The sequence below is a fragment of the Spirosoma flavum genome (genome assembly GCF_042686045.1).
GTDB classification, from domain to species: Bacteria; Bacteroidota; Bacteroidia; order Cytophagales; family Spirosomataceae; genus Spirosoma; species Spirosoma flavum.
The window spans coordinates 206,384-227,600 of sequence record NZ_JBHUOM010000012.1 but is presented as its reverse complement, the minus strand read 5'-3'; the positions used below and the strand labels follow the sequence as shown (position 1 = coordinate 227,600).

Sequence of the window (21,217 nt, the reverse complement as noted above, 5' to 3'; positions counted from 1 at the left end):
AAGAATAAGGTTACTTACGACGAATGACCGCACGGGCGGCCCCGGCAGACTGACAACTTGTGAATACTGAGATCGAATATCGGCAGGTTATCCAACGCTGCAAAGACTTGTTTCTGAAAAAAAACCAAGATTATGGTACGGCCTGGCGAATTTTGCGTTTGTCCAGTATCACTGACCAGATTTTTATTAAAGCCCAACGCATTCGAACGTTGCAGGAAACGGGCATTAGCCGTGTAGGAGAGGGCATTGAGCCGGAATTTGTTGGTATTGTAAACTACTGTGTGATGGCCTTGATTCAGTTGCAATTGACTCAGGACTCACGCACCGACATTCCGACTAGTGAACTCGAACAACTTTATGACACAGAAATTGGCCGCGTTACTGACTTGCTCTTTGCGAAGAACCACGACTATGGCGAAGCCTGGCGTGAGATGCGGGTTAGCTCCATGACCGATATTATTTTGATGAAATTATTGCGTACGAAGCAAATTGAAGATAATCAGGGCGACACGTTAGTTTCAGAAGGCGTTGACGCTAATTATATGGATATGATTAATTATGCTGTTTTTTGTTTGATTAAGTTGACTAACGTGAATCAGTAATTCGTACAAGACAGAATTAACAGGATAAACAAAAGGATAATAACCAAATCCTAGAATCCTGGTCCCATATCCTCTATGAATCCAACTACATCGCAACCTAAAGTTAAAACCGGCACGCCACCAATGCTGATTGCGGCCCGTATCGCCCGAATTCTTGTCGGGCTTGTTTTTATTTTTTCGGGGTTAATTAAACTCAACGACCCCGTTGGAACGCAAATTAAGTTTGAGGAGTATTTTGAGGTATTCGCGCAGGATTTGCCGTTCATGCATAGTTTTTTCATGGCCTTAATTCCGTTTACGCTGTCTATGTCGGTGCTATTCTGTGCCGCCGAAGTTATTCTGGGCGTGGCGTTACTGGCCTCTTATAAACCCAAAGTGACGGTCTGGCTTTTGTTTTTCCTAATTGTCTTCTTTACGTTCCTGACGTTTTATTCGGCTTATTTTGACCGCGTAACAGACTGCGGTTGTTTCGGTGATGCTATTAAACTCAAGCCCTGGACATCATTTGGAAAAGATATTATCCTTACGGTGCTGATTCTCTTCATTATTGGTCACCGAAATCGCCTTCGATCACGCAATACGGGCTGGTTGGTGGGTATCACTATTGTGCTGACGATGGCCCTCGGCATCTACGCTGTTGAGTTTTTGCCACCCATTGATATGTTGCCTTATGCTGTTGGCAAGAGTATCCCGGCGGGTATGAAACCGTCTGAGCCGATGCGGTATAAGTACGTAATGGAAAAAGAAGGTAAGACAACGGAGTTTGACCAGTACCCGGCTGACCAAAGTTATAAGTTTAAGGAAATGGTGTTGGTAAATCAAAATGCTAAGCCCAAGATTACAGATTACCGCATCTGGAATGACGAAGGTGATTTCACCCAGCAAACTTTCGAAGGGAATAAACTCTTTATCATCGTAAAAAACACGAAGGAAATTGATGCCGGAAGCCTACCTGCCATTCGCTCATTGGTCGAAGGATTGCAGGGGTCAACGATATCACCTTATATTCTGACATCAACCAGCGACGACGAAATCAAGGCATTCCGTAAGGAATTTCAGTTGGAAACGGTGCCCTATTATAAAGCCGATGCTACGGTCCTGAAAACAATTATGCGCTCAAATCCGGGAACTTGGCTATTGAGTAATGGTGTCGTACGGGGCAAGTGGCATTACAACTCGACACCAGATGCGGCTGAGGTGAAGAAAATTGTAACACCCGGCCCGACGGAGCGGTGAACTACTAGTTGGTGAAAGTCAGGGCTGCCATCCCGGACTTTCCACGTTTTTAATCATGAAAAATATCTTCCTGATTGGCATGCCATCGTCCGGCAAGAGTACGTTGGGGAAGCGAATCGCCGACGCCTTGCAGTGCCGCTTTGTTGATACCGATAAACTTATTGCCAGGGAAGAAGGTCGCTCCATCGCCGAAATTTTTGCCTGGTCGGGTGAAGACTATTTTCGGGAGGCCGAACGCCGGGTGTTGCGAACAATTCGGCCCGGTGGTAGCCTGGTCGTTTCGACAGGTGGCGGCATGCCTTGTTTTCATGACAATATGGCGTACATCAATGCGACGGGTATATCGGTGTTTTTAGATGTGCCCGTAACTGTTTTAGTACAGCGTATGTTGGCTCACGCACAGGATGATCGACCTTTACACAGCCATACCGATCCCAATCTCCTCACTAACCTACGGAATCGTTACACGGCTCGATTGCCATTCTATAATCAGGCGAAAGTAATTGTTTCGGGGGAGACGACCGAGGATGAAGTCTTACGGCTGGTAGGCGAGTGGCTATAAATGCAAAAAGGCGACCCATGGGTCGCCTTTTTGCATTTATCAAACAAGGTATTTCAGAAGAATACGCCAAAGGATAACATCACATTGGTCGTTCGATTGCTGGTTGCCACCGTTGGTGTATCAACGTCGTTAGGCAGTTGAAAAGCCGTGAAGCCTGATTTATAGGTCAGGTAAGAACCCGACAAGTCAGCAAAAAAACGGTCGTTCCGAAATCCTAACCCTGCAGATAGCAGCAATTTGTCCCGGTCTGATTTGGCGACCCGGTCCAGGTCAATTTTGTAGGCACTTGGCAAGTAACCAACGCCTGCTCGCACCCGTAGTAAACCCGCCCGGACTTCTGCTCCAACCCGTACATTCACGACATTCTGATAGGTTTGTTGAACAAACCCCTTTACGTCATTTTTAAAATCAGTATTGTCCTGCTGGTTCGTAAACGCCGAGGTCCGTACCCGCATTCCCTGATAGCCCACATATTCGGCTGTTGCGGTGATAAACCCAATCTTGCCACTGCCAAGAAAATACGTGGCTCCGCCCGATGCCCGTAAGGGTGTCTGCAACGAATACTCGAAGTTATTAGATGGATCAACTACATCCACACTGTTCGTTTTCAGCTGTAAGTTAGGATCTTTGGCGACAGCCGTAAGTGTTTGAGAAAATACCTCATTGGCGCTACTGAATGTAGGTGTAACTACCGTAGCACCAAGTTGTAACTGCGAACTCAGTTTGTAAATCAGCCCTAATGAGGCATTGATGCCATTTCCCGTGACGTTAAACCCGTTTATTTGTCCATAATTGGCAAACGTGAACCCATTTACCGGGGTTTCCAGAAAGTTATATTGAGAGGAATACCGCAGATGGGTTAAAGCGATGGAACCCCCAATATAAAGTTTATCATCCAGATTGCCGGCGTAGGCAATCGTCCACTGTGAGTGTGTCCCTGAACGGCTAAGCGTTGCCCGCTGATCTTTCTGTGTAGTGGCATCATAACGCGTGTAAGGTGGACCCGCACTAGTAGTACTGGTCGTACTAGTAACTGTGGGATTAATGAGAAACAGGCCATAAGCGGCAGCTTCTTTAAAATCAGCCTGCCGATCATTGGGGTAAAAAGAATCACTCAGTTCTTTCTCACTGTAATTCCCTGAATTCGCTCCGTTAACATACGTCTGGGCGATAGATGAATTGGGATTGTTGTTCAATCCACGCGCATCAACGTTGTCAAAGAAATTTGTCGACTGTGAATAGGTAATCCCGAAAGCTGTCCGGCGCCAGCGTCGGCTACCATTCGATTTGCCCGCCAGAACAAGGCCGAATTGACCCACACTAACCTTGCCGCCGTTGCTGGTTGTTTGCTGGCCCAGAAATGTGTTTTGATTATTTACAGACGTAAACGTCGGGCTGATACTTAACTCAGATCGGTTGTAAAAGGCTAAGCCAGCTGCATTACCGGACAGGTTGCTGGCATCGCCCCCCAAGGCGGCATGATTACCACCAAGACCCCGAAATCGAGCAGTACCACTCTGACTGAAATCAGAATACCGGAAAGCATCATCTGCATAGTCAAAAGCAGCCCCTTGACCAAACGCCAAAGGAGATAGTAACACCAGGGTTACTGAAAAGAAAAACTGTTTATTCATATTTATAGAGCGATTGGGGAATGTACTACGTTAGATAGATTAGAACAAGTAAACGTCTAAACGTTTAAGAGGTATTTATAAGTGCGTAGTCATCACAACAAATACAAAACGAAAATCCCCGCTAATTGTCTAATCAGCGGGGATTTTTTACTAAATATTTTCAGCAAATTACCGTGGACCACGTCCACCACCACCACCACTAGAATGGCCACCACCGCCACCTGAGGATGAGCCTCCACCACCGCCACCACTGTAGCTAGGTGCGCTGAAACTCCGGCTAGGTGCGCTGTAAGTTGGCTGATTGTAGCTACCCCGGCTCTGGCTTTGATAAGATGGCTGCTGATAGCTGGACTGTGGTTGTTGATAACCACCACTTCTGCCACCGCTGCTAGTACCGGTAGAAGGCGTGTAACTGCCCCGGCTGCTTTCGCGTGGACGGGCATAATAGTCGCTACCAGAATTGCTATTATACGATGGAGCTGTGGTTGTAGCACTGCTACCAGACCGTCCATTTCCACTCGAACTATTGTCGTAATAATAAGAACCCCGACTGCTGCCATTGCTTGGACGGGCGTAATTTCCATTACTGGCTGAACCCGAGGTTGCGCTACTCCGACCACCGTTAGGATTATAAGTACGGGCCGAATTATCGAAGGCAGAGTTATAACGACCTGACGAACGGTCAGCGGTTCGTGCGTATGTCCGGGCACGATATGGGTCTGCCCCTGTTACATAGCCACTGTTAATGTATGCAGAGTTGCCATAATAACCACCATATCCATACCCAAATGGCGAATAGAATGGACTGTAGAATCCACCAAGGCCACCGTAAGCATACGAACTGTAAAATGGATCATATCCACCGTAACCAAACGGTGAGTAGCCGCCAAAGCCACCACCATAAAAGGGCGAATAGAAGGGACTGCCGAAGCCCATGCCAAAACTGTTGTAGCCACCAAAACCACCAAATGCGCCCATGCCCATGCCTAATCCAAGGCCTAGACCGCTGTACATACCTGTGTTGTTGAAGCCCCAACGATTCCAGCTATAAGCCGAAGCTGTGGCAGAATTATACCCGTTCGAATAGCCCGAGTTGTAGGCATTCGTACCCGTGTCATTCCAACCCGGATCAGCCGAAATGCCCCGGTTTAGCTTGCGGGTACTTAAATCGGCATAATACTCATCCGTGTTGGTAGTACCATTCGCGTTATACTGTTGGTCATCGGTATAATCGGGGTTGGCGTTACGGAGTGCTTGTTGCTGTTGCCGGTCGTACCGTTGCTGCTGTCGTGAGCTTTGCGGAGCAGCCGAGTAATCAGATGAATTATTGGCATACACTGCTGCATTGCCGGAGTTGCCATACAAATCGTCCGTTTGTCCAGCATTTTCTGCAGTTTGACGGGTGGAAGTACAACTCCAAATGCCCATCAGCGCAGCCAGAGACAGGAAGCGATATAAGGGTTGCGTTTTCATTTGGCCAAGGAATAAAAGTAATAAAGGCTCATATTGAGAACTTCTTCAATATATAACACAGGAACGCCCTGTTTGATTACAAAAATAGAGTAAAATCCTATCTTTGCAAGTTACCTCGTTCTTTAGATTCTAATTTGTTAATAAAGGTTTAACTCTACTTAAAAAAAAGTTGGAAATAGTCATAAGATAGCCTGAAGTGGTCAAGAGTAACCACCTAGAGCCATGTGTTGTCAGACAGATTTTCGGCGATACCGCTCAATAGATGACACTCTCGATTAGTTCTAGCCGCTCCTGACTAGCCCTGACCTATTCACGCATGGCAAAAGCGATTCCGTCCCGTAGTGAAAACTACTCCGAGTGGTATAATGAGTTGATTAAAAAAGCTAACCTGGCCGAGAATTCCGCCGTACGGGGATGCATGGTTATCAAACCCTATGGCTTTGCAATCTGGGAAAAAATGCAGCGGGCTTTAGACGATATGTTTAAGGAAACCGGCCACCAGAATGCTTATTTTCCGCTATTTATCCCAAAGTCCTTTCTCAGTAAAGAGGCCTCCCACGTTGCAGGTTTTGCCAAAGAGTGTGCCGTTGTGACACACTACCGCCTGAAAAACGCCGAAGATGGGTCGGGTGTAATTGTTGACCCCGATGCTAAACTTGAAGAAGAACTCATTGTCCGGCCAACGTCGGAAACGGTGATCTGGAGTACCTACAAAAACTGGATTCAGTCCTACCGCGATCTGCCGCTGCTCATCAATCAGTGGGCCAACGTAGTGCGGTGGGAAATGCGTACCCGGATTTTCTTGCGGACAACCGAGTTTCTGTGGCAGGAAGGTCATACCGCCCACGCCACGGCAGATGAAGCTCAATTTGAAACTCGCCAGATGCTCGATATTTACGCGCAGTTTGCCGAGGAGTGGATGGCCCTGCCAGTTATTAAAGGTACCAAAACGGCCAACGAACGATTCGCCGGTGCCGATGATACACTGTGTATTGAAGCCATGATGCAGGATGGAAAAGCACTTCAAGCGGGCACATCACATTTTTTAGGTCAGAACTTTGCCAAAGCCTTTGAGGTACAGTTTCTGAACAAACAGAACCAGTTGGATTATGTATGGGGCACCTCGTGGGGTGTTTCGACGCGGCTAATGGGTGCACTTATCATGGCTCACTCCGACGATGATGGCTTAGTGCTGCCGCCTAAATTAGCCCCGATTCAGGTCGTTATCGTGCCGATTTACCGTACTGAAGAACAGTTGGAGCTACTTTCGGCCAAAATCAAGCCTTTGTTGCAGGAATTGAAAAAGGCGGGTATCTCGGTTAAATATGACGATGATGACGCCAACAAACCCGGCTGGAAATTTGCTGAGTATGAACTTCGGGGTGTACCCGTCCGGCTGGCAATGGGCGGTCGTGATCTGGAAAATGGTACCGTTGAGATTGCCCGGCGCGACCTCAAAACTAAAGAAACAGTACCGTTCGATGGTCTGACTGAGTATATTAAAAATCTACTTGACGACATCCAGCAAACGATTTATAACAAAGCTAGCGCGTTCCGCCAGGAGAATACGTTCAAGGTAGATACATTTGAGCAGTTCGAGGAGCAACTTGAAAAAGGTGGTTTCCTGCTGGCTCACTGGGACGGCACTTCGGAAACCGAAGAAGCTATTAAGGAAGCTACCAAAGCTACCATTCGGTGCATTCCATTTGATCAGGAAGCCGAAGAAGGAGTGGACATTTATTCGGGCAAGCCATCGCAAGGACGCGTAGTGTTTGCCAGAGCTTACTAGGTGATAAATACACTGTCAATAATTGGGTTGTACCAAATACCGGGCCGCCGAGCGGCAGACTATTTGGTACAACCCAATTATAATTCACGGCTGAACCCTCATCGCAGGGATAGTTGCTGCTGGCGCATGTTTTGCAGGTACCAGCTAACAACGGCAAACGTAACGCCACCTAATCCGACTAACCAGACAACGCCCCCCAGACTTGCATACGACCAGGTATGTCGGCTAATACCATCCATCATCGCCATACCCATCATGCACAACCCAAGAGCCATAATAAAAGCGTTACGTAGTGTGGTCCGGTAAGCCCTGCGCAGATCATATGCCCCATACGCTTTATTCCGAAATTCAAATACAATATCGTCTAGACTGGCTTGCCTAAGTTGTTCGTCAGTCATGGCCAGTTCTATCTGATAAATGTCGCGCAGGTGCCGAATGGTTTTTACATTGGCTTGTTCCAGAACAATGTTCATCGCGGTTTCGAAGGGAAGGCCAATCCAGATGTAATGTTCCACTTCGCAGGCGAGGTGATCGAGTAATTCGTCAAGTAGGGCATCGTTTGAGCCGCTATAAATCAGGTGGTTGTGCAACGTTGCTACTTGTTGCGGGCTGAGTTTTTCCATAACTCTATCTCAGTGTTTAATACGAGTAAGGGGATTACTGTTCAATGGCTGGTCGCTACGTTGAGCGGTAGTTGTAATAAACCGCGCATAGTATCCATAAAGCGCTCAAAATCGGAAATTTTCTGAACGGCTACCTGGGTGCCCTGCGGGGTCAATGTGTAATATTTTCGTAGTCTTCCTTCTACTTCTTCTGACTCTGTTGTCAACAATCCATCCTGTTCTAATTTGTGTAGGACTGGATATAAGGCACCGAACGATAGCACTATCTCGCCATGCGTTCGTTCTTTCACGGCCTGCGTAATTTCGTACCCATACATTCGGCCCTGCCTGGCCGAACCAAGACTGGAAAATTCGTCACTCGCTGGTCTCGGTTCAGCTAACAACTTCAATACAATTGTTTTAAGCGTTCCCCTAAGGAACTCATTACCTGATGATTCCATAATCTGTAAAAGACAAACGTGTACTGTTACTACTTTAAATTTATATATAAGATTTCGATATATATAAATTTAGAACGTTCTGATATAATAACAGGTGTTAGTTGATAGGAGAGGCCAACTGTATTAACTAATTCTGTGTGAGTAATTAGTCAGTACAGTTAGCCTCAAGCGGGTTAAAATGGCAAGTGCGATTGTGAAATTTGCTACCTAGCCTGAAATAGTTGGAATATTAAATGCTGCCGGGCAATTTTGTGGATTGGGTTACTTCTGAAATCCTTATGGTTGTTTATGCAATGGTGCCGAGTGAACTTTTGGCGGTAGCTGGGAGTTGGTCAAAAGTTAGCGTATAGCCCAACCTTTTCCGGAAGTTCCGGTACTTTTACGATAACGTTTCTACAAAAACCACATAGTAAGATGGCACAAGCAAAATCTGGCGATACCGTTCAGGTGCATTACACTGGAACCCTGACCGATGGAACTATATTCGATTCATCAGAAGGCCGTACGCCCCTAGAGTTCACTGTTGGCAGTGGTCAGGTTATTAAAGGGTTCGATGATGGCGTAACTGGAATGAATCAGGGAGAAAAGAAAACTATTAGTATTCCAGTGGAAGACGCCTATGGACCAACCAACGAAGATATGATTTTTACGTTGGAGCGTTCGGAACTTCCAGCCGATATTCCACTCGAAGCGGGTATGACCCTTAATATGCACGAAGACGGCAATCCCCGGCCCATTCCTGTTATTATTCGCACATTGACCGATACAAACGTTACGCTCGATGCCAACCATCCATTGGCCGGACAGGATTTAACATTTGATATTGAATTGGTAGGTGTGAAGTCACCATCAGGATTGATCCTGTAAAATAAAGCTTGTGTAAGTGAAGGAGAAGAAGACCGTATTTGTGCTGCGTTCATTTCTGCTTCACTTACACCATTTCATCGTTTTAATAGCCTACCAACTCATCTAACTCACGCAGAGCAATTTCGATACCTCGTGAATTGGCGTGGGCTGCATAAGAGGCAAGTGCTACCGTAATTGCCCCAACGTTCAGAGCAATAGGTAGATTGTCGAGTTGTAGTAAACTTATCTTGGCTTTATTGGTTGCCTGCCTAATTCGGATAGCCATCTGGTCTGCATTAGTAAACGCAGGTCGGGTTGTTCGTGTCAGAATATCCTGCGCTCGATTGAGTAAACTATTTTGGTATGCATTCAGGTCTAACTGTTGCTCATGCGTGAATTCGGGCCAGTGATGAACCTGAAACTCATTCAATGAACGAGCCATGTCGGCGTAAGCAGCCGCAATCTCGTCAATTTGTTCTGGCGTAAAATCTTCCATATGGCGTCCTGGTCTGAATCAACCTAAATTAAAAAGTCACGTGACATGTGACTTTTTAACGGAAGATAAGTCACTCCCCGAAGACTTCCTTTGTAATCACCCGACTTTTGAACGAACGGTCAAAAACGCTAAAACTAGACGCCTGTCATTCTAGTTAACTCCGCATGGAGTTAACATCGCTAAATGCTGGATACGCTTGCATCAATCTGAGTCTTCAGCCCGATAAGATCACCACCAATCGGGGAATGATCAAAAAGACCTTCACCGAAAAAGGTCTTCCGTATGCCTCGGAACTGGCCTTAAAAAATGTGCAGGATTTACTGAAAATAGTGGACTGGAATATCGAACATGGCTTTAGGTTATTCCGCATTTCATCCGATCTATTTCCCTGGGCATCAGAATACCGAATCGCTACTCTTCCTGACTACGCCGACATTAGGGAAACGCTTGAAGAAATTGGCAGTCGCCCTATTCGGCTTACCTTACATCCCGGCCCGTTTAATCAGCTAGCCGGACAGGGCAGGGTGCTGGATAATACGCTGATTGACCTCGAACACCAATCTGAATTGTTTGATCTGATGGGGCTGAAACCGTCGCACTGGAACAAGATTAATATTCATGTGGGCGGCACTTACGGCGACAAAATCGCGACACTGGCTCGGTTCGCTAAAAATTTTAGTCTACTTTCCGAAAACCTACGCGCTCGTCTGACCGTCGAAAACGACGATAGACAGAGTCTCTATACCGTTACTGACTTACTAATTCTCCACGAAACCATTGGCATCCCCATTGTTTTTGATTATTTCCACCATTCACTCAACCCTGGCCAGTTGACTGAAGAAGATGCTTTTATGACTGCCTATAACACCTGGGATGTTCGACCCGTTTTTCACTTTTCTGATTCCCGCCGGGAACACGAAGACCCTACAGCCCGGCGCGAAGCCCACGCCGATTGGCTCTATTCGCCGGTCAATACCTATGGTAAAGACGTCGATATCGTTTTTGAGAGTAAGATGAAAGAGTTGGCGATAGTGCGTCTCCGGGGCGGAGCGTAATCGGCAGGAGATAAAAAAAGCCCGCTGCATTCTTGCGAAGGCAGCGGGCGGGAATTAGGTGGCGACTAAGCTTGTCCGAAAAGACTAGCCGCTGTGAGTTGAGAATGTGTACTAAACGACTCTAAAACTATTAACGATCACGCTACTGATCACTTAATGTTGAATTTCAACACGAGTTGTAAACTGCTTCTGATTTGGACCAACAACGAAGGTGTAGGCACCATTAGGCAGACCTGATAAATCGAACCGGCGAACCGAACCTTTGAATGTATCAGTTTGCACCAATACGTTCTGAGCATCATAGATGGCCACATTGGCTTCGTCTATATTCTTTGCTGGCAGAACTACTTCAATTTTGTTCTTTTCGTAAGCCGTCAACGTCGGCTGTGTCAGTTGCTGTAGATTACGGTCGTCTACATTAAGCGCATTGGCTTTAATCGTCAGACCCTGCGACATCCACCAGGTATTGTTACCGGCAGTCAGGTAATACTGACCATCGGGCAAGCCGTTTAGGTTGAATGAAGTAGCTCGTTTGTTATTTTTCGAGATAATTCCCCGGTAGAGCACGTTGCCGTCGGCATCAATAATTGCCACGTCAACGGATGACCCCGGTTGTGTATAAATGCGTACTTTCTTCTGCTCGGACTTCTCAACTTTCACACCACTCATTCCAGAACCTGTGTCAGCTTTGGCATCTCCCATGCCTGCCAGACCCCATACTGATAATAGTACAGCGATTGATATACGGAATTTTTTCATTGGTTTGAAATTTTGTTTTACCGGGACAAAGGTGTGGGTAGAAAGTGCTTTAGTGCAATAGGCCACCTGCTGAAAACCAGTCTTTTACGAAACATTCATTTTATAATTATATTCATTCTGAGCAAATTAGGGCGTTTATTAGAAAAGTACAACAAGTCCCTATAAATGGCGTATAGTTTGTATTTTTCTAATATTGTTAAATTATAGTACTCTCCACATTTAAGTAGCTAATTTTCATGTTTATAATCCAATTTGGCATAAACGGCTCAATTCATGGACTCTTTAATTTGTGCCTGTTTCAAGGCTTTTAAGGAATTAACAGTTGATTAATTTATTGGATGAACGCCGGTCGGTCTGTACTTTGCACCCATAGATAAACGAGAAACGGCTTGTTAATTGACCTTAACAAAATCAATCTGTAGTTGCTTATAACTAAACACGTCTAAGAAATTAATTCATGGATCAGGTATTAAAAGGACAAATTGCTGTAATTACCGGGGCAAGTAGTGGCATTGGCGCCGGGGTAGCGAAATCGCTGGCTGCTGCCGGAGCTACTGTTGTTGTGAACTATCCCGTTGAAGCCACAAAGCCTGCGGCCTATGCTGTATTAAAAGAAATCACCGATGCGGGCGGTACGGGTATAGTAGCTCAGTGCGACGTTAGCAAGGAAGATCAGGTGATTAAACTTTTTGCCGACATTGTGGCTCAATATGGCACCGTCGATATTTTAGTCAATAATGCGGGTTTACAGCGGGATGCGAAATTTGATCAGATGACTCTCGATCAGTGGAACACAGTCATCGGCGTTAATTTAACGGGCCAGTTTCTGTGCGCCCGCGAAGCTATTCGGGAATTTTTGCGTCGGGGGCCGCGCCCGGAAGTATCGGCGGCAACCGGAAAAATTATTTGTATGAGTTCCGTTCATGAACTCATACCGTGGGGTGGACACGCTAACTACGCCACTTCGAAGGGTGGAATTAAAATGTTGATGCAGTCGCTGGCGCAGGAATATGGTGATCGAAAGATTCGGGTTAACAGCATTTGTCCGGGGGCCATTCAAACACCCATCAACCGGGCCGCCTGGGAAACGCCCGAAGCACTAAACAGTCTGATGTCGTTAGTTCCGTATAATCGTATCGGTCAACCCACCGACATTGGTAATCTGGCGGTTTTTCTGTCGTCTGACCAATCCGACTATATTACGGGGGCCAGTATTTTTATCGATGGCGGCATGACCGTGTTTGAAGGCTTTTCTACGAATGGGTAAAAGACTGTATAAGGACCACCTGTGATGTAGACACTATGAATTGCCGCAAACGCAGTTTTTGTAGCCTACCGCACGGGTGGTCCGATTACATATCATTCCGTCTACATCATTTATATCCTACATCAATTGACCACCGAACAACATCGTTTAGAAGATCCGGCCTGGCGGCAGTGGGGACCCTACGTCTCCGACCGACAGTGGGGCACCGTACGCGAAGATTACAGCTCAAACGGTGATGCCTGGAACTATACCACCCACGATATGGCCCGCAGCTACACCTACCGATGGGGTGAAGAAGGCATTGCGGGTTTCTCCGACGATAAGCAGCAACTTTGTCTGGCGCTGTCTCTCTGGAACGGTCAGGATCCCATTCTGAAAGAGCGCTATTTTGGCCTGACCAACGCCGAGGGGAATCACGGTGAAGATGTTAAGGAACTTTACTATTACATCGATAATACCCCAACGCATTCGTACCAGCGGATGCTCTATAAATATCCGCAGACAGCATATCCATACCAATGGCTGGTAGAAGAAAACCGTCGCCGTGACCGTCAGGACCCCGAATTTGAATTGCTTGATACGGGCATATTCGATAATGATCGGTACTTCGATGTCTTTGTTGACTATGCCAAAGCCGGCCCGCAGGATATATTGATGACCATAACCGTACATAACCGTGGCTCCGAAGCAGCCATTCTACATGTTCTGCCAACAATCTGGTTTCGGAATACATGGGCGTATGGCGATGACTCCGATGGGGTGCCCAACTATCGACCTTCGCTGGCATTACAACCCGACCGAACGGTGTCTGTTGACGATTCAGCCCTGGGACGGTATATCTTGCACGCCGAGGGGCAACCTGAATGGCTGTTCTGCGAGAACGAAACAAATATAGCCCGGCTCCACGATACGCATAACGGGTCTCGTTACCCCAAAGATGGTATCAACGACTATCTGTTGCACGGTACCAACACCGTTAACCCCGCCCATTCAGGTACCAAAGCCGCTGCACATTACCCCCTGAACATTGCCGCTGGAGGTTCGGTCGTTATTCGGCTTCGGCTCGAAGCTACCGGGCCCGTCGGGGCGGGCTGGGCTCAACCCTTCACGGATTTTGATTCTCTTGTTAATCAGCGAAAAGCGGAAGCTGACCAATTTTACGCCAACATTCAGCCTGTCGAAGCTACCACCGACGAGAAGCTTGTGCAACGGCAGGCCTTTGCTGGAATGCTCTGGAGCAAACAGTACTACTACTATGATGTGTCGCGGTGGTTGGACGGTGACAAGAACAGTCCACCTCTACCACCCGAACGTGCACAGGGCCGCAATCATACGTGGCTACAACTTATAAATGCGGGCGTTATTTCGATGCCTGACAAGTGGGAATACCCTTGGTATGCGGCCTGGGATTGGGCATTTCACTGCGTAACCCTCTCGGTAATAGATGCTAGCTTGGCTAAGCAGCAACTGATGATGCTCACGAATGAGTGGTTCATGCATCCCAATGGGCAATTGCCTGCCTATGAATGGAATTTCTCGGATGTAAACCCGCCGGTGCAGGCATGGGCTGCGTGGCGGATTTACCATCTTGAACTGGAGCGAAAACCACCCGGAGAAGAGGATTTGATGTTTTTACGAGCCATCTTTCATAAGTTGATGCTCAACTTTACGTGGTGGGTGAATCGGAAAGACGAAGCCGGTAATAATATTTTTGAGGGTGGATTCTTGGGATTAGACAATATCGGCGTTTTCGACAGGAACACTGTTTTTCCAGACGGCAGCCATCTGGAGCAGGCTGATGGCACAAGCTGGATGGCCATGTATGCGCTGAATATGATGCGTATTGCGCTCGAACTGGCCCATCACGACTCTGTGTATGACGAAATGGCGACGAAGTTTTTCGATCATTTTCTGTACATCGCCGGGGCCATTACCAACATTGGTAAAACCAGTATTGGTTTGTGGGACGATGAAGATGCTTTTTTCTACGATCAGCTTCGTATGGAAGACGGCACCGTTCAGCGGATGCGGGTTCGGACGCTGGTTGGCCTGATTCCGATGTTTGCCGTTGAGGTGCTGGATGATGAACTACTACAGGCGAACCCAGCCTTTGTGCAACGAATGGTCTGGTTTCAGGGCCACCGCCCCGATTTATACAATCAAGTGTCCCGCTATACCGAAAAAGGTATCGACGAAAAACGATTACTTAGTTTGTTGCGGGGCTTCCGACTAAAATCACTGCTTTTGAAAGTGCTTGACGAGAACGAGTTCCTGAGCCCGCACGGCATCAGAGCTGTATCGAAAGTGTACGAGGATAACCCGTATGAGTTTACGTTAGATGATACAACGTTTCGACTGACCTATACGCCCGCCGAAAGTGATAGTGGTATGTTTGGCGGCAACAGCAACTGGCGTGGGCCCGTTTGGATGCCTACAAACTACTTGTTAGTCGAAAGTCTGGAGCGATTTTACCATTACTTTGGCGATAGTTTTACCGTCGAATATCCTGTAGGATCCAGTCAGCAAATTACGCTCAAGGATGTAGCTCGCGAACTGACTAACCGGCTCATCAGTCTCTTTACACTTGATGCTAACGGAAAACGCCCCGCCTTCGGTCAGCACCCGAAATACCAGGACCCTCATTTCCGGGATTACGTACTGTTCTATGAGTACTTCGATGGTGATAATGGTCGGGGGGTAGGCGCCAGCCACCAAACCGGCTGGACGGGCTTAGTGGCGGAGTTAATTAGCCGGAAGTATGGAAATTTGAAATAAGTCAAGACTGTGGCAGTTGTATCGGCCTGTTAAGCCTGACTCACTGCACATGCCCTTGTACAGAAATAAAAAAAGCCTTCTGATTAATCAGAAGGCTTTTTTTATGGTAGCACTTCGCTATGCCCGTACAGGACGCAGCACCAGATATCGTTGTTGGAGTAGATAATAACCTCCGAATAATACGGCACTAAAAAATAAGTCGCCCAACAGGCCATTCAGGAAGAAGGACGTGCCGTTATAGAACGCCAACCCACCCACATAGCAGGTCATCAGACCAGCGGCCGTTTGTGGGTAGAACGTGCTGCCATACCAAACCGCAAAGTTGGTAATCAGGAAAAATAGCACCGAGGATGTAATTGAAGCGGCAGCAATACGCCCGGCTGTTGGTCGTTGCAACGCCCACAGACCTAGTAGCCATGTTAGACCAAAGCTGCCATAAACTGCGCCCATGTTACTATGAAAGCCAATCAGGGCATCACTAATAAGCATAGCCGCCAGTGGAACGGCCAGCCCCAGCCATTTACGTTCGAACGAAGCTGCCCCAAATAAAGCCATTGCGGCTATAGGAGTGAAATTGTACCAATGCGGGATCACTCGAAACAAAGCAGTAGCAAGAACAAGGATCGTAAGCGTGGTTAAGCGAATTTGAAGTGGCTTCATGGTAAAAATCAACAGTTAATGTATTGACTCCTATACGATACCCCGCGCCAAAAAAATTCAGAAACGGGAGTGTAAGCAGGATAAGTCGCTAGGTTTTGGCAAAGGTAACTTCATAAATAGACACAGCAAAGCCCAATTGGGACCACTGTTGCCCAAACTACTAACCTTACAATTAGTTTATACGGGTAGCATTACCCAAAAATCTCTATGCATACCTTACTGCTTGCTAATATTGATTGGGAGAAAATGATTACGCCCAGCATGTCACTCTGGGAAATAATGATCCGGGGAACGCTCACGTTCTGGTTCTGCTTTCTATATATCCGATTTTTCAGGCGCGGAGCCGGACAACTGGGCATCAGCGATTTGCTGTTGATTACACTTATTTCCGATGCGTCGCAAAACGCGATGGCGGGTGAATATACATCAGTAACCGAAGGCTGTGTGCTGGTGGGTGTATTGGTATTCTGGGATTACGCTATCAACTGGCTTGGGTTTCGGTCTATATTATTCAGTAAAATAGGTGAGCCTGAGCCAGTATTGCTCATAAAAAATGGCGTTATGCAGCGGCAGAATATGAAGAAGGAGTTAATTACAGCTTCTGAACTAATGGGTATGCTACGTGAACAGGGTGTCGACGAGGTGACCGACATTAAGACCTGCTATATTGAAGGAAGCGGCAGCATTAGCGTCGTTCAAAAATAGAATCTTACCACTCTTCATTAACTGATTCCCTTTATTCATAAATATGACCGTTTGTAATCAATTAGATAGTTGTCTAAATAATTAATTAGATATTTGTCTAATAGTTTAAATGACTGGCAAATGAATAATCTTTTTAAAGCTTTAAACGATCCTACCCGTCGGCAGATACTGGACCTGCTGCGCGGAAGCGACCTGAACGCTGGTGAGATTGCTGAGCGGTTCGACATGACCAAGCCCAGTATTTCACATCATCTCGATTTATTACGGCAGGCTGGGCTGGTTGACGCTACTAAGCAGGGGCAGTTTATAAATTATTCTCTCAACACTACCGTCCTCGACGATCTGCTGGCCTGGCTCATAAGTTTCCAGAAAACTGGTATGCCAACCGCTGAAACCAGTACGCCCGAAAAAACACCAGAACAAACTAAGTAAACTTCCTTATCGAGTATGAAAACGAATTCTACGTCTACCGAAATTCTAATTATTGCTTCAATGCTTGCCCCATTAGCTTATCTGGCCCTAGTTTGGAACCAACTTCCTGCCGAGATAGCTACGCACTATGATTTAAACGGCAACCCTAATGACTGGGTGCCTAGACAAACAGCCGCTATATGTATTGGTAGTTTGTCAGCCCTACTGTACGTAGTGTTACGTTTTATGCCAGCCATTGACCCAAAGGGACAATTGCAAACATTGAATTACCAGAAGCTACGTTTTGTCATTACGCTCTTTTTTGCAGCCATTATGGGGTGGGTATTTTACATGGCTTCACATCCGGCAGATGGCAAACTATCGACGGGCATGCTGCTGGCACTTGTTGGTCTTTTATTAGCCGGAATGGGAAACTACATGACGACAATAAAACCAAACTGGTTTGTGGGCATTCGTACCCGCTGGACATTACAAAGCGAATCTGTCTGGCGGAAAACTCATCGGATGGGGGGGCGGCTGATGGTTGTGGGTGGATTGTTGAGTGCCATACTGGCGCTGGTTGTGCCGATGCCGTATACGATTGGGGTGGTGGTAAGCTTACTCCTAGCCGTAGCAATTATTCCGGTAATTTACTCCTACGTCTATTTCCGGCAGGAAAAAGCGCATCAACTCAACTGATAGTATTCACCCTATAGATTCGTTCAGTCTAACTCTCCCTACCATGAATCGTTTTCTGATGTCTACCTTTTTGCTGTTATCTATTTGTCTGAATGTGTGGGCGCAAACGGAGGAGCCCATGCACTATAAAATTACAGTCCCGGCTGGTGCCGACCTGACGCTCGATGGCACGCTGACATTGCCTGACAATGTTAAAAAAGCCATACCTGTTATGTTGCTCATTGCCGGTTCTGGCCCAACAGACCGCGATTGTAATAGCGCATATGGCCTGAAAACGAATGCATTCAAAATGTTAGCCGATAGCCTGTCGAGTAAAGGCATTGCCGTTGCCCGATATGATAAGCGAGGTTCGGGTGCAAACCTGACAGCGGCTAAGGGGGCTATCAAACCAGAGGAGTTTTTGTTTGATCACTACGTTGCCGATGCCGTTGGCTTTATTCGGCAGCTTCAAGCCGACAAGCGATTTTCTAAAGTTTTTGTAGCCGGTCACTCAGAAGGTTCGTTGGTTGGCATGCTGGCTGCTGAGCAAACCAGGGCGAATGGCTTCGTGTCGATAGCCGGACCAGGCCGTAACATTGTTGATATTATGAAGGAACAAGGACGAACGGCAGGAAATCCGACAGACCTTCAGGCCGAAGTAGATAATACGTTGGACTCCTTACGGGCAGGTTATCCGGTACATCCAAGAAATCCAATTCTTAAAGCTCAACTTTCATCGAAGGCCCAGCCTGGTCTTATTTCTTGGATGAAGTACGACCCGGCCGTTGTTATTGAAAAATATCACGGGCCAGTGCTTATTATTCAGGGTAGAAAGGACTTACAAGTATCATTAACTGATGCTAATTTACTAAAAGCAGCGAGACACGATGCCAAGCTGATTTTATTCGATGAAATGAATCACATACTTAAAAACGTTGAAGGAACAGATAAAACCGAGAATTTTAAAACCTATAATAACCCAACCTTGCCGCTCACACCCGGTCTCGCTACAGCCATTGCGCAGTTCGTGACTAAGTAGCCACACCGGCATTTATTCGCCGAATTATAGGGAAGATAAGTAATCAGCCGCTCGACTATATCATGTATAGTCGAACTAAAACAGACCGATTCAAGTTGATCACCTACAGACTTATGTTTGCATATCAATTTGGGGACGACCGGAATTGACAGCTTGCTGAGGTCGCGTGTAAGCATGCCGGGAGTTGACGGAATTTCCCGCCCGAACAAATCGTCAAAACAATAACTGGCGAATATAACTACGCCATGGCTGCCTAATCCGGAGGATTAAGCATTAGCCATTGTCTCCCCGGCCTACGTGCTGCTGGCTGGATCAGGAGGCATCGACTCGCAGCGCTGGCTCAGTATATGGTGTTAACGGCTGAGTAAGACACAAGCACCTACGGATGACGCTTGGTTTGGTACGCACCGGGCCGATTCCCGACAATTCCAAGTGTACCTAAGCATGTAGAAGGCACGACGGGTTCCTTGACTGGACGAGAGTTCGAATCTCTCCGTCTCCACTAATTCAAAATCCTCAATACATTTTGTATTGAGGATTTTTTTTGTTTATCCAAAATGACATCCTGAAAACTAGTTTTGAGTAAAGAAAAATTAGATCATTATGCGATTAGCTTGTGCTGCCTTATTATAATAATTGGTACTGTCTGGCAATAAATTGAGTTGGCTATTCATCAAAATTCCGAAATGAAATAGTATGTGGTTACTTTATTTATAATACTTATTAATAGATTTTCTTTTTAGTTATCAGACTTACTATATTTGCGCTGTTTGTATCCCAATAACAATAGATATACTGTCGAATGAAAGCCAAACAGATACGGTTCTTTTCTCCAGACGAGAATAGTGAATCTAAGAACAAAATTGAAAAAAGCGTTGAGAAGCCTGTACCAGTAACCGGTTATATTTCGGCAACGGGTAAGTTAGTGTTTCCTGCCAAAGCTATTTCTCAATTGGGATTCGACCCAATTAATAATCGGTTTAAAGTAGGGACACAGGAAGGCAAGCGGAAAATAAAATCGCTTTACCTAATTCCAGGTGCCGAAGGACAGGAGCAAACGTTTGAACTGGTAGAAGGTGCTAAAAGCTATGGTATTTCGTTACCATATATTTTGCAAAAAGGTGGTATTGATTATGCAGATACGAAATACAGCTTTACTGTTAAGCCATTTGACTATGATGATGGAGTAACCGGATATGAACTGAAATTAACAAATGAGAGCCCAAAGCCGGAATATACTGGCAAACCTCGTGGCCGTAAGAAGCTAAGTGCTGAATAAATTGGATAATCAAATAAATATGTGACCTTTATTTTTCAGACCTATTAAAAAAGCGGACAATTCGTCCGCTTTTTTAATAGGCTGTTTTCCCGACTATTACTCTGTACGACCAAGAAAACTGTCGTATTAGCTACGCTACTTTCTGCTATTAGTGCGGTGTAGGGCCATATATTTATGTAAGAGCGATAATTAAGTATCAATTTTGGGGGCCCGTCAATAACATAATTAGTCGTTGATTTATAGCCAATATTATTCCCACTAGAGCTGAAATAGCCTATTAGGCAAGAGCTGATAGGCATCATCACCACCAGATTTTTTTGTATTTAGTTTTATGCTCTCGCTTAACGTTCGATGATAATCTGTTAACTTTTTTATATTTTTCAGTAAAGAAGTAACTAATCAAAAAGACTATTCAGGTCATTAATATTATTGACTGTTAGGTAATAGACAGGCCATTATGTAATAACCTATGAGTATCAAAATTGTCATACACGTAATTTCATAGATGCCTTACTACATTGTATGGATTTATTTTTCAGTTAATTTAATGTGTTAGAAATTGGCAGATTAAGGTCAAATGTAAACTGGCTGGTTGCTTTTTTGACACGACTTACTTACTACTCATAAAATAGCACTGGATCGCTGGCCGAAGGATTACAGAGGACGAATGGTATTAGCGAGTTTACCAACCTCTGGGATCTCGTACTAAATTTTTATAACGCACTCATGCAACTAGTTGATTGAGACAGTATCAAATTGAACTAGGTGAACAGTTTTCTTATTGGTGACTGAACAAGATCATAGTATCTCAGTCAATGTGTGAGAATTATATAAATAAAGCGCGTAAAGGAACCTTGATTTATAATAATATCAATAGATGTAATAGGA

The 21,217-nt window shown here is 45.9% G+C and carries 20 protein-coding genes and 1 other RNA gene; 14 read left to right on the top strand and 7 right to left on the bottom strand.

Features of this window, described 5'->3' with window-relative positions; genetic code table 11:
• Positions 1 to 59 precede the first annotated feature (59 nt).
• From ACFS25_RS15765 to ACFS25_RS15755, 3 genes are all read left to right on the top strand, one after another.
• The gene (locus ACFS25_RS15765) at positions 60 to 602 is read left to right on the top strand and encodes a DUF1599 domain-containing protein (RefSeq protein ID WP_381502807.1); all 543 of its coding nucleotides are present in this window, start codon (positions 60 to 62) and stop codon (positions 600 to 602) included.
• Positions 603 to 677: 75 nt separating this feature from the next.
• The gene (locus ACFS25_RS15760; RefSeq protein WP_381502804.1) at positions 678 to 1,838 is read left to right on the top strand and encodes a BT_3928 family protein; all 1,161 of its coding nucleotides are present in this window, start codon (positions 678 to 680) and stop codon (positions 1,836 to 1,838) included.
• Positions 1,839 to 1,893: 55 nt separating this feature from the next.
• Positions 1,894 to 2,400 (top strand): shikimate kinase, encoded by a 507-nt coding sequence (locus ACFS25_RS15755; protein WP_381502801.1) that lies wholly within the window; start codon positions 1,894 to 1,896, stop codon positions 2,398 to 2,400.
• A 53-nt stretch (positions 2,401 to 2,453) separates the two neighbouring features.
• Here ACFS25_RS15755 and ACFS25_RS15750 read toward each other — a convergent pair whose 3' ends face one another.
• Positions 2,454 to 4,034, bottom strand: a complete 1,581-nt coding sequence (locus ACFS25_RS15750; RefSeq protein WP_381502799.1) for a hypothetical protein — start codon at positions 4,032 to 4,034, stop codon at positions 2,454 to 2,456.
• Positions 4,035 to 4,202: 168 nt separating this feature from the next.
• Positions 4,203 to 5,507 carry a hypothetical protein gene (locus tag ACFS25_RS15745; protein WP_381502796.1) on the bottom strand — a complete coding sequence of 435 codons (1,305 nt, stop codon included), beginning with the start codon at positions 5,505 to 5,507 and terminating at the stop codon, positions 4,203 to 4,205.
• 316 nt (positions 5,508 to 5,823) lie between these two features.
• Here ACFS25_RS15745 and proS point away from each other — a divergent pair, with 316 nt between their 5' ends.
• The gene (proS, locus tag ACFS25_RS15740; RefSeq protein ID WP_381502793.1) at positions 5,824 to 7,296 is read left to right on the top strand and encodes a proline--tRNA ligase; all 1,473 of its coding nucleotides are present in this window, start codon (positions 5,824 to 5,826) and stop codon (positions 7,294 to 7,296) included.
• Positions 7,297 to 7,394: 98 nt separating this feature from the next.
• On the opposite strand, the gene ACFS25_RS15735 is transcribed toward proS, so the two are convergent.
• Positions 7,395 to 7,919 (bottom strand): hypothetical protein, encoded by a 525-nt coding sequence (locus ACFS25_RS15735; RefSeq protein ID WP_381502789.1) that lies wholly within the window; start codon positions 7,917 to 7,919, stop codon positions 7,395 to 7,397.
• 41 nt (positions 7,920 to 7,960) lie between these two features.
• The gene (locus ACFS25_RS15730; RefSeq protein ID WP_381502785.1) at positions 7,961 to 8,359 is read right to left on the bottom strand and encodes a PadR family transcriptional regulator; all 399 of its coding nucleotides are present in this window, start codon (positions 8,357 to 8,359) and stop codon (positions 7,961 to 7,963) included.
• A 414-nt stretch (positions 8,360 to 8,773) separates the two neighbouring features.
• Between ACFS25_RS15730 and ACFS25_RS15725 the strand changes: the two genes are divergently transcribed.
• The gene (locus ACFS25_RS15725; RefSeq protein ID WP_381502782.1) at positions 8,774 to 9,226 is read left to right on the top strand and encodes an FKBP-type peptidyl-prolyl cis-trans isomerase; all 453 of its coding nucleotides are present in this window, start codon (positions 8,774 to 8,776) and stop codon (positions 9,224 to 9,226) included.
• Positions 9,227 to 9,308: 82 nt separating this feature from the next.
• Here ACFS25_RS15725 and ACFS25_RS15720 read toward each other — a convergent pair whose 3' ends face one another.
• Positions 9,309 to 9,701 (bottom strand): hypothetical protein, encoded by a 393-nt coding sequence (locus tag ACFS25_RS15720; protein WP_381502779.1) that lies wholly within the window; start codon positions 9,699 to 9,701, stop codon positions 9,309 to 9,311.
• A 164-nt stretch (positions 9,702 to 9,865) separates the two neighbouring features.
• On the opposite strand from ACFS25_RS15720, the gene uvsE reads away from it, so the two are divergent.
• A complete protein-coding gene (gene uvsE, locus ACFS25_RS15715; RefSeq protein ID WP_381502776.1) occupies positions 9,866 to 10,756 on the top strand; it encodes a UV DNA damage repair endonuclease UvsE in 891 nt (296 codons plus the stop codon).
• Positions 10,757 to 10,909: 153 nt separating this feature from the next.
• Here uvsE and ACFS25_RS15710 read toward each other — a convergent pair whose 3' ends face one another.
• Positions 10,910 to 11,515, bottom strand: coding sequence for a DUF3244 domain-containing protein (locus ACFS25_RS15710; RefSeq protein ID WP_381502773.1), 606 nt, complete (start codon positions 11,513 to 11,515; stop codon positions 10,910 to 10,912).
• A 457-nt stretch (positions 11,516 to 11,972) separates the two neighbouring features.
• On the opposite strand from ACFS25_RS15710, the gene ACFS25_RS15705 reads away from it, so the two are divergent.
• Entirely contained in the window at positions 11,973 to 12,782 is an 810-nt protein-coding gene (locus ACFS25_RS15705) for a glucose 1-dehydrogenase (RefSeq protein ID WP_381502770.1), read from the top strand.
• 126 nt (positions 12,783 to 12,908) lie between these two features.
• Positions 12,909 to 15,557: an MGH1-like glycoside hydrolase domain-containing protein gene (locus ACFS25_RS15700; protein ID WP_381502767.1), complete on the top strand. Its 2,649-nt coding sequence runs from the start codon at positions 12,909 to 12,911 to the stop codon at positions 15,555 to 15,557.
• Positions 15,558 to 15,674: 117 nt separating this feature from the next.
• Here ACFS25_RS15700 and ACFS25_RS15695 read toward each other — a convergent pair whose 3' ends face one another.
• Positions 15,675 to 16,217 (bottom strand): DUF6580 family putative transport protein, encoded by a 543-nt coding sequence (locus ACFS25_RS15695; protein WP_381502764.1) that lies wholly within the window; start codon positions 16,215 to 16,217, stop codon positions 15,675 to 15,677.
• A gap of 207 nt (positions 16,218 to 16,424) precedes the next feature.
• Between ACFS25_RS15695 and ACFS25_RS15690 the strand changes: the two genes are divergently transcribed.
• The 6 genes from ACFS25_RS15690 to ACFS25_RS15665 all read left to right on the top strand — a co-directional run bounded on the left by ACFS25_RS15690 (position 16,425) and on the right by ACFS25_RS15665 (position 20,329).
• Entirely contained in the window at positions 16,425 to 16,922 is a 498-nt protein-coding gene (locus ACFS25_RS15690; protein WP_381502762.1) for a DUF421 domain-containing protein, read from the top strand.
• 120 nt (positions 16,923 to 17,042) lie between these two features.
• Positions 17,043 to 17,354, top strand: coding sequence for an autorepressor SdpR family transcription factor (locus ACFS25_RS15685; RefSeq protein WP_381502758.1), 312 nt, complete (start codon positions 17,043 to 17,045; stop codon positions 17,352 to 17,354).
• 15 nt (positions 17,355 to 17,369) lie between these two features.
• Entirely contained in the window at positions 17,370 to 18,032 is a 663-nt protein-coding gene (locus ACFS25_RS15680) for an SdpI family protein (protein WP_381502756.1), read from the top strand.
• 43 nt (positions 18,033 to 18,075) lie between these two features.
• Positions 18,076 to 19,050 (top strand): alpha/beta hydrolase family protein, encoded by a 975-nt coding sequence (locus ACFS25_RS15675; RefSeq protein ID WP_381502752.1) that lies wholly within the window; start codon positions 18,076 to 18,078, stop codon positions 19,048 to 19,050.
• Positions 19,051 to 19,181: 131 nt separating this feature from the next.
• Positions 19,182 to 19,555: a transfer-messenger RNA gene (ssrA, locus tag ACFS25_RS15670) on the top strand.
• A 297-nt stretch (positions 19,556 to 19,852) separates the two neighbouring features.
• Positions 19,853 to 20,329 (top strand): hypothetical protein, encoded by a 477-nt coding sequence (locus ACFS25_RS15665; protein WP_381502749.1) that lies wholly within the window; start codon positions 19,853 to 19,855, stop codon positions 20,327 to 20,329.
• The last annotated feature ends 888 nt before the right edge of the window (positions 20,330 to 21,217 follow it).

Excerpts from the sequence above, each read along its gene's own strand:
- ACFS25_RS15710 (WP_381502773.1), bottom strand. The coding sequence starts at position 11,515 with ATGAAAAAATTCCGTATATCAATCGCTGTACTATTATCAGTATGGGGT.
- ACFS25_RS15675 (WP_381502752.1), top strand. The coding sequence starts at position 18,076 with ATGAATCGTTTTCTGATGTCTACCTTTTTGCTGTTATCTATTTGTCTG.
- ACFS25_RS15665 (WP_381502749.1), top strand. The coding sequence starts at position 19,853 with ATGAAAGCCAAACAGATACGGTTCTTTTCTCCAGACGAGAATAGTGAA.
- ACFS25_RS15750 (WP_381502799.1), bottom strand. The coding sequence starts at position 4,034 with ATGAATAAACAGTTTTTCTTTTCAGTAACCCTGGTGTTACTATCTCCT.
- ACFS25_RS15695 (WP_381502764.1), bottom strand. The coding sequence starts at position 16,217 with ATGAAGCCACTTCAAATTCGCTTAACCACGCTTACGATCCTTGTTCTT.
- ACFS25_RS15760 (WP_381502804.1), top strand. The coding sequence starts at position 678 with ATGAATCCAACTACATCGCAACCTAAAGTTAAAACCGGCACGCCACCA.
- proS (WP_381502793.1), top strand. The coding sequence starts at position 5,824 with ATGGCAAAAGCGATTCCGTCCCGTAGTGAAAACTACTCCGAGTGGTAT.
- ACFS25_RS15755 (WP_381502801.1), top strand. The coding sequence starts at position 1,894 with ATGAAAAATATCTTCCTGATTGGCATGCCATCGTCCGGCAAGAGTACG.
- ACFS25_RS15725 (WP_381502782.1), top strand. The coding sequence starts at position 8,774 with ATGGCACAAGCAAAATCTGGCGATACCGTTCAGGTGCATTACACTGGA.
- ACFS25_RS15690 (WP_381502762.1), top strand. The coding sequence starts at position 16,425 with ATGCATACCTTACTGCTTGCTAATATTGATTGGGAGAAAATGATTACG.
- ACFS25_RS15685 (WP_381502758.1), top strand. The coding sequence starts at position 17,043 with ATGAATAATCTTTTTAAAGCTTTAAACGATCCTACCCGTCGGCAGATA.
- ACFS25_RS15705 (WP_381502770.1), top strand. The coding sequence starts at position 11,973 with ATGGATCAGGTATTAAAAGGACAAATTGCTGTAATTACCGGGGCAAGT.
- uvsE (WP_381502776.1), top strand. The coding sequence starts at position 9,866 with ATGGAGTTAACATCGCTAAATGCTGGATACGCTTGCATCAATCTGAGT.
- ACFS25_RS15720 (WP_381502779.1), bottom strand. The coding sequence starts at position 9,701 with ATGGAAGATTTTACGCCAGAACAAATTGACGAGATTGCGGCTGCTTAC.
- ACFS25_RS15730 (WP_381502785.1), bottom strand. The coding sequence starts at position 8,359 with ATGGAATCATCAGGTAATGAGTTCCTTAGGGGAACGCTTAAAACAATT.
- ACFS25_RS15745 (WP_381502796.1), bottom strand. The coding sequence starts at position 5,507 with ATGAAAACGCAACCCTTATATCGCTTCCTGTCTCTGGCTGCGCTGATG.
- ACFS25_RS15735 (WP_381502789.1), bottom strand. The coding sequence starts at position 7,919 with ATGGAAAAACTCAGCCCGCAACAAGTAGCAACGTTGCACAACCACCTG.
- ACFS25_RS15680 (WP_381502756.1), top strand. The coding sequence starts at position 17,370 with ATGAAAACGAATTCTACGTCTACCGAAATTCTAATTATTGCTTCAATG.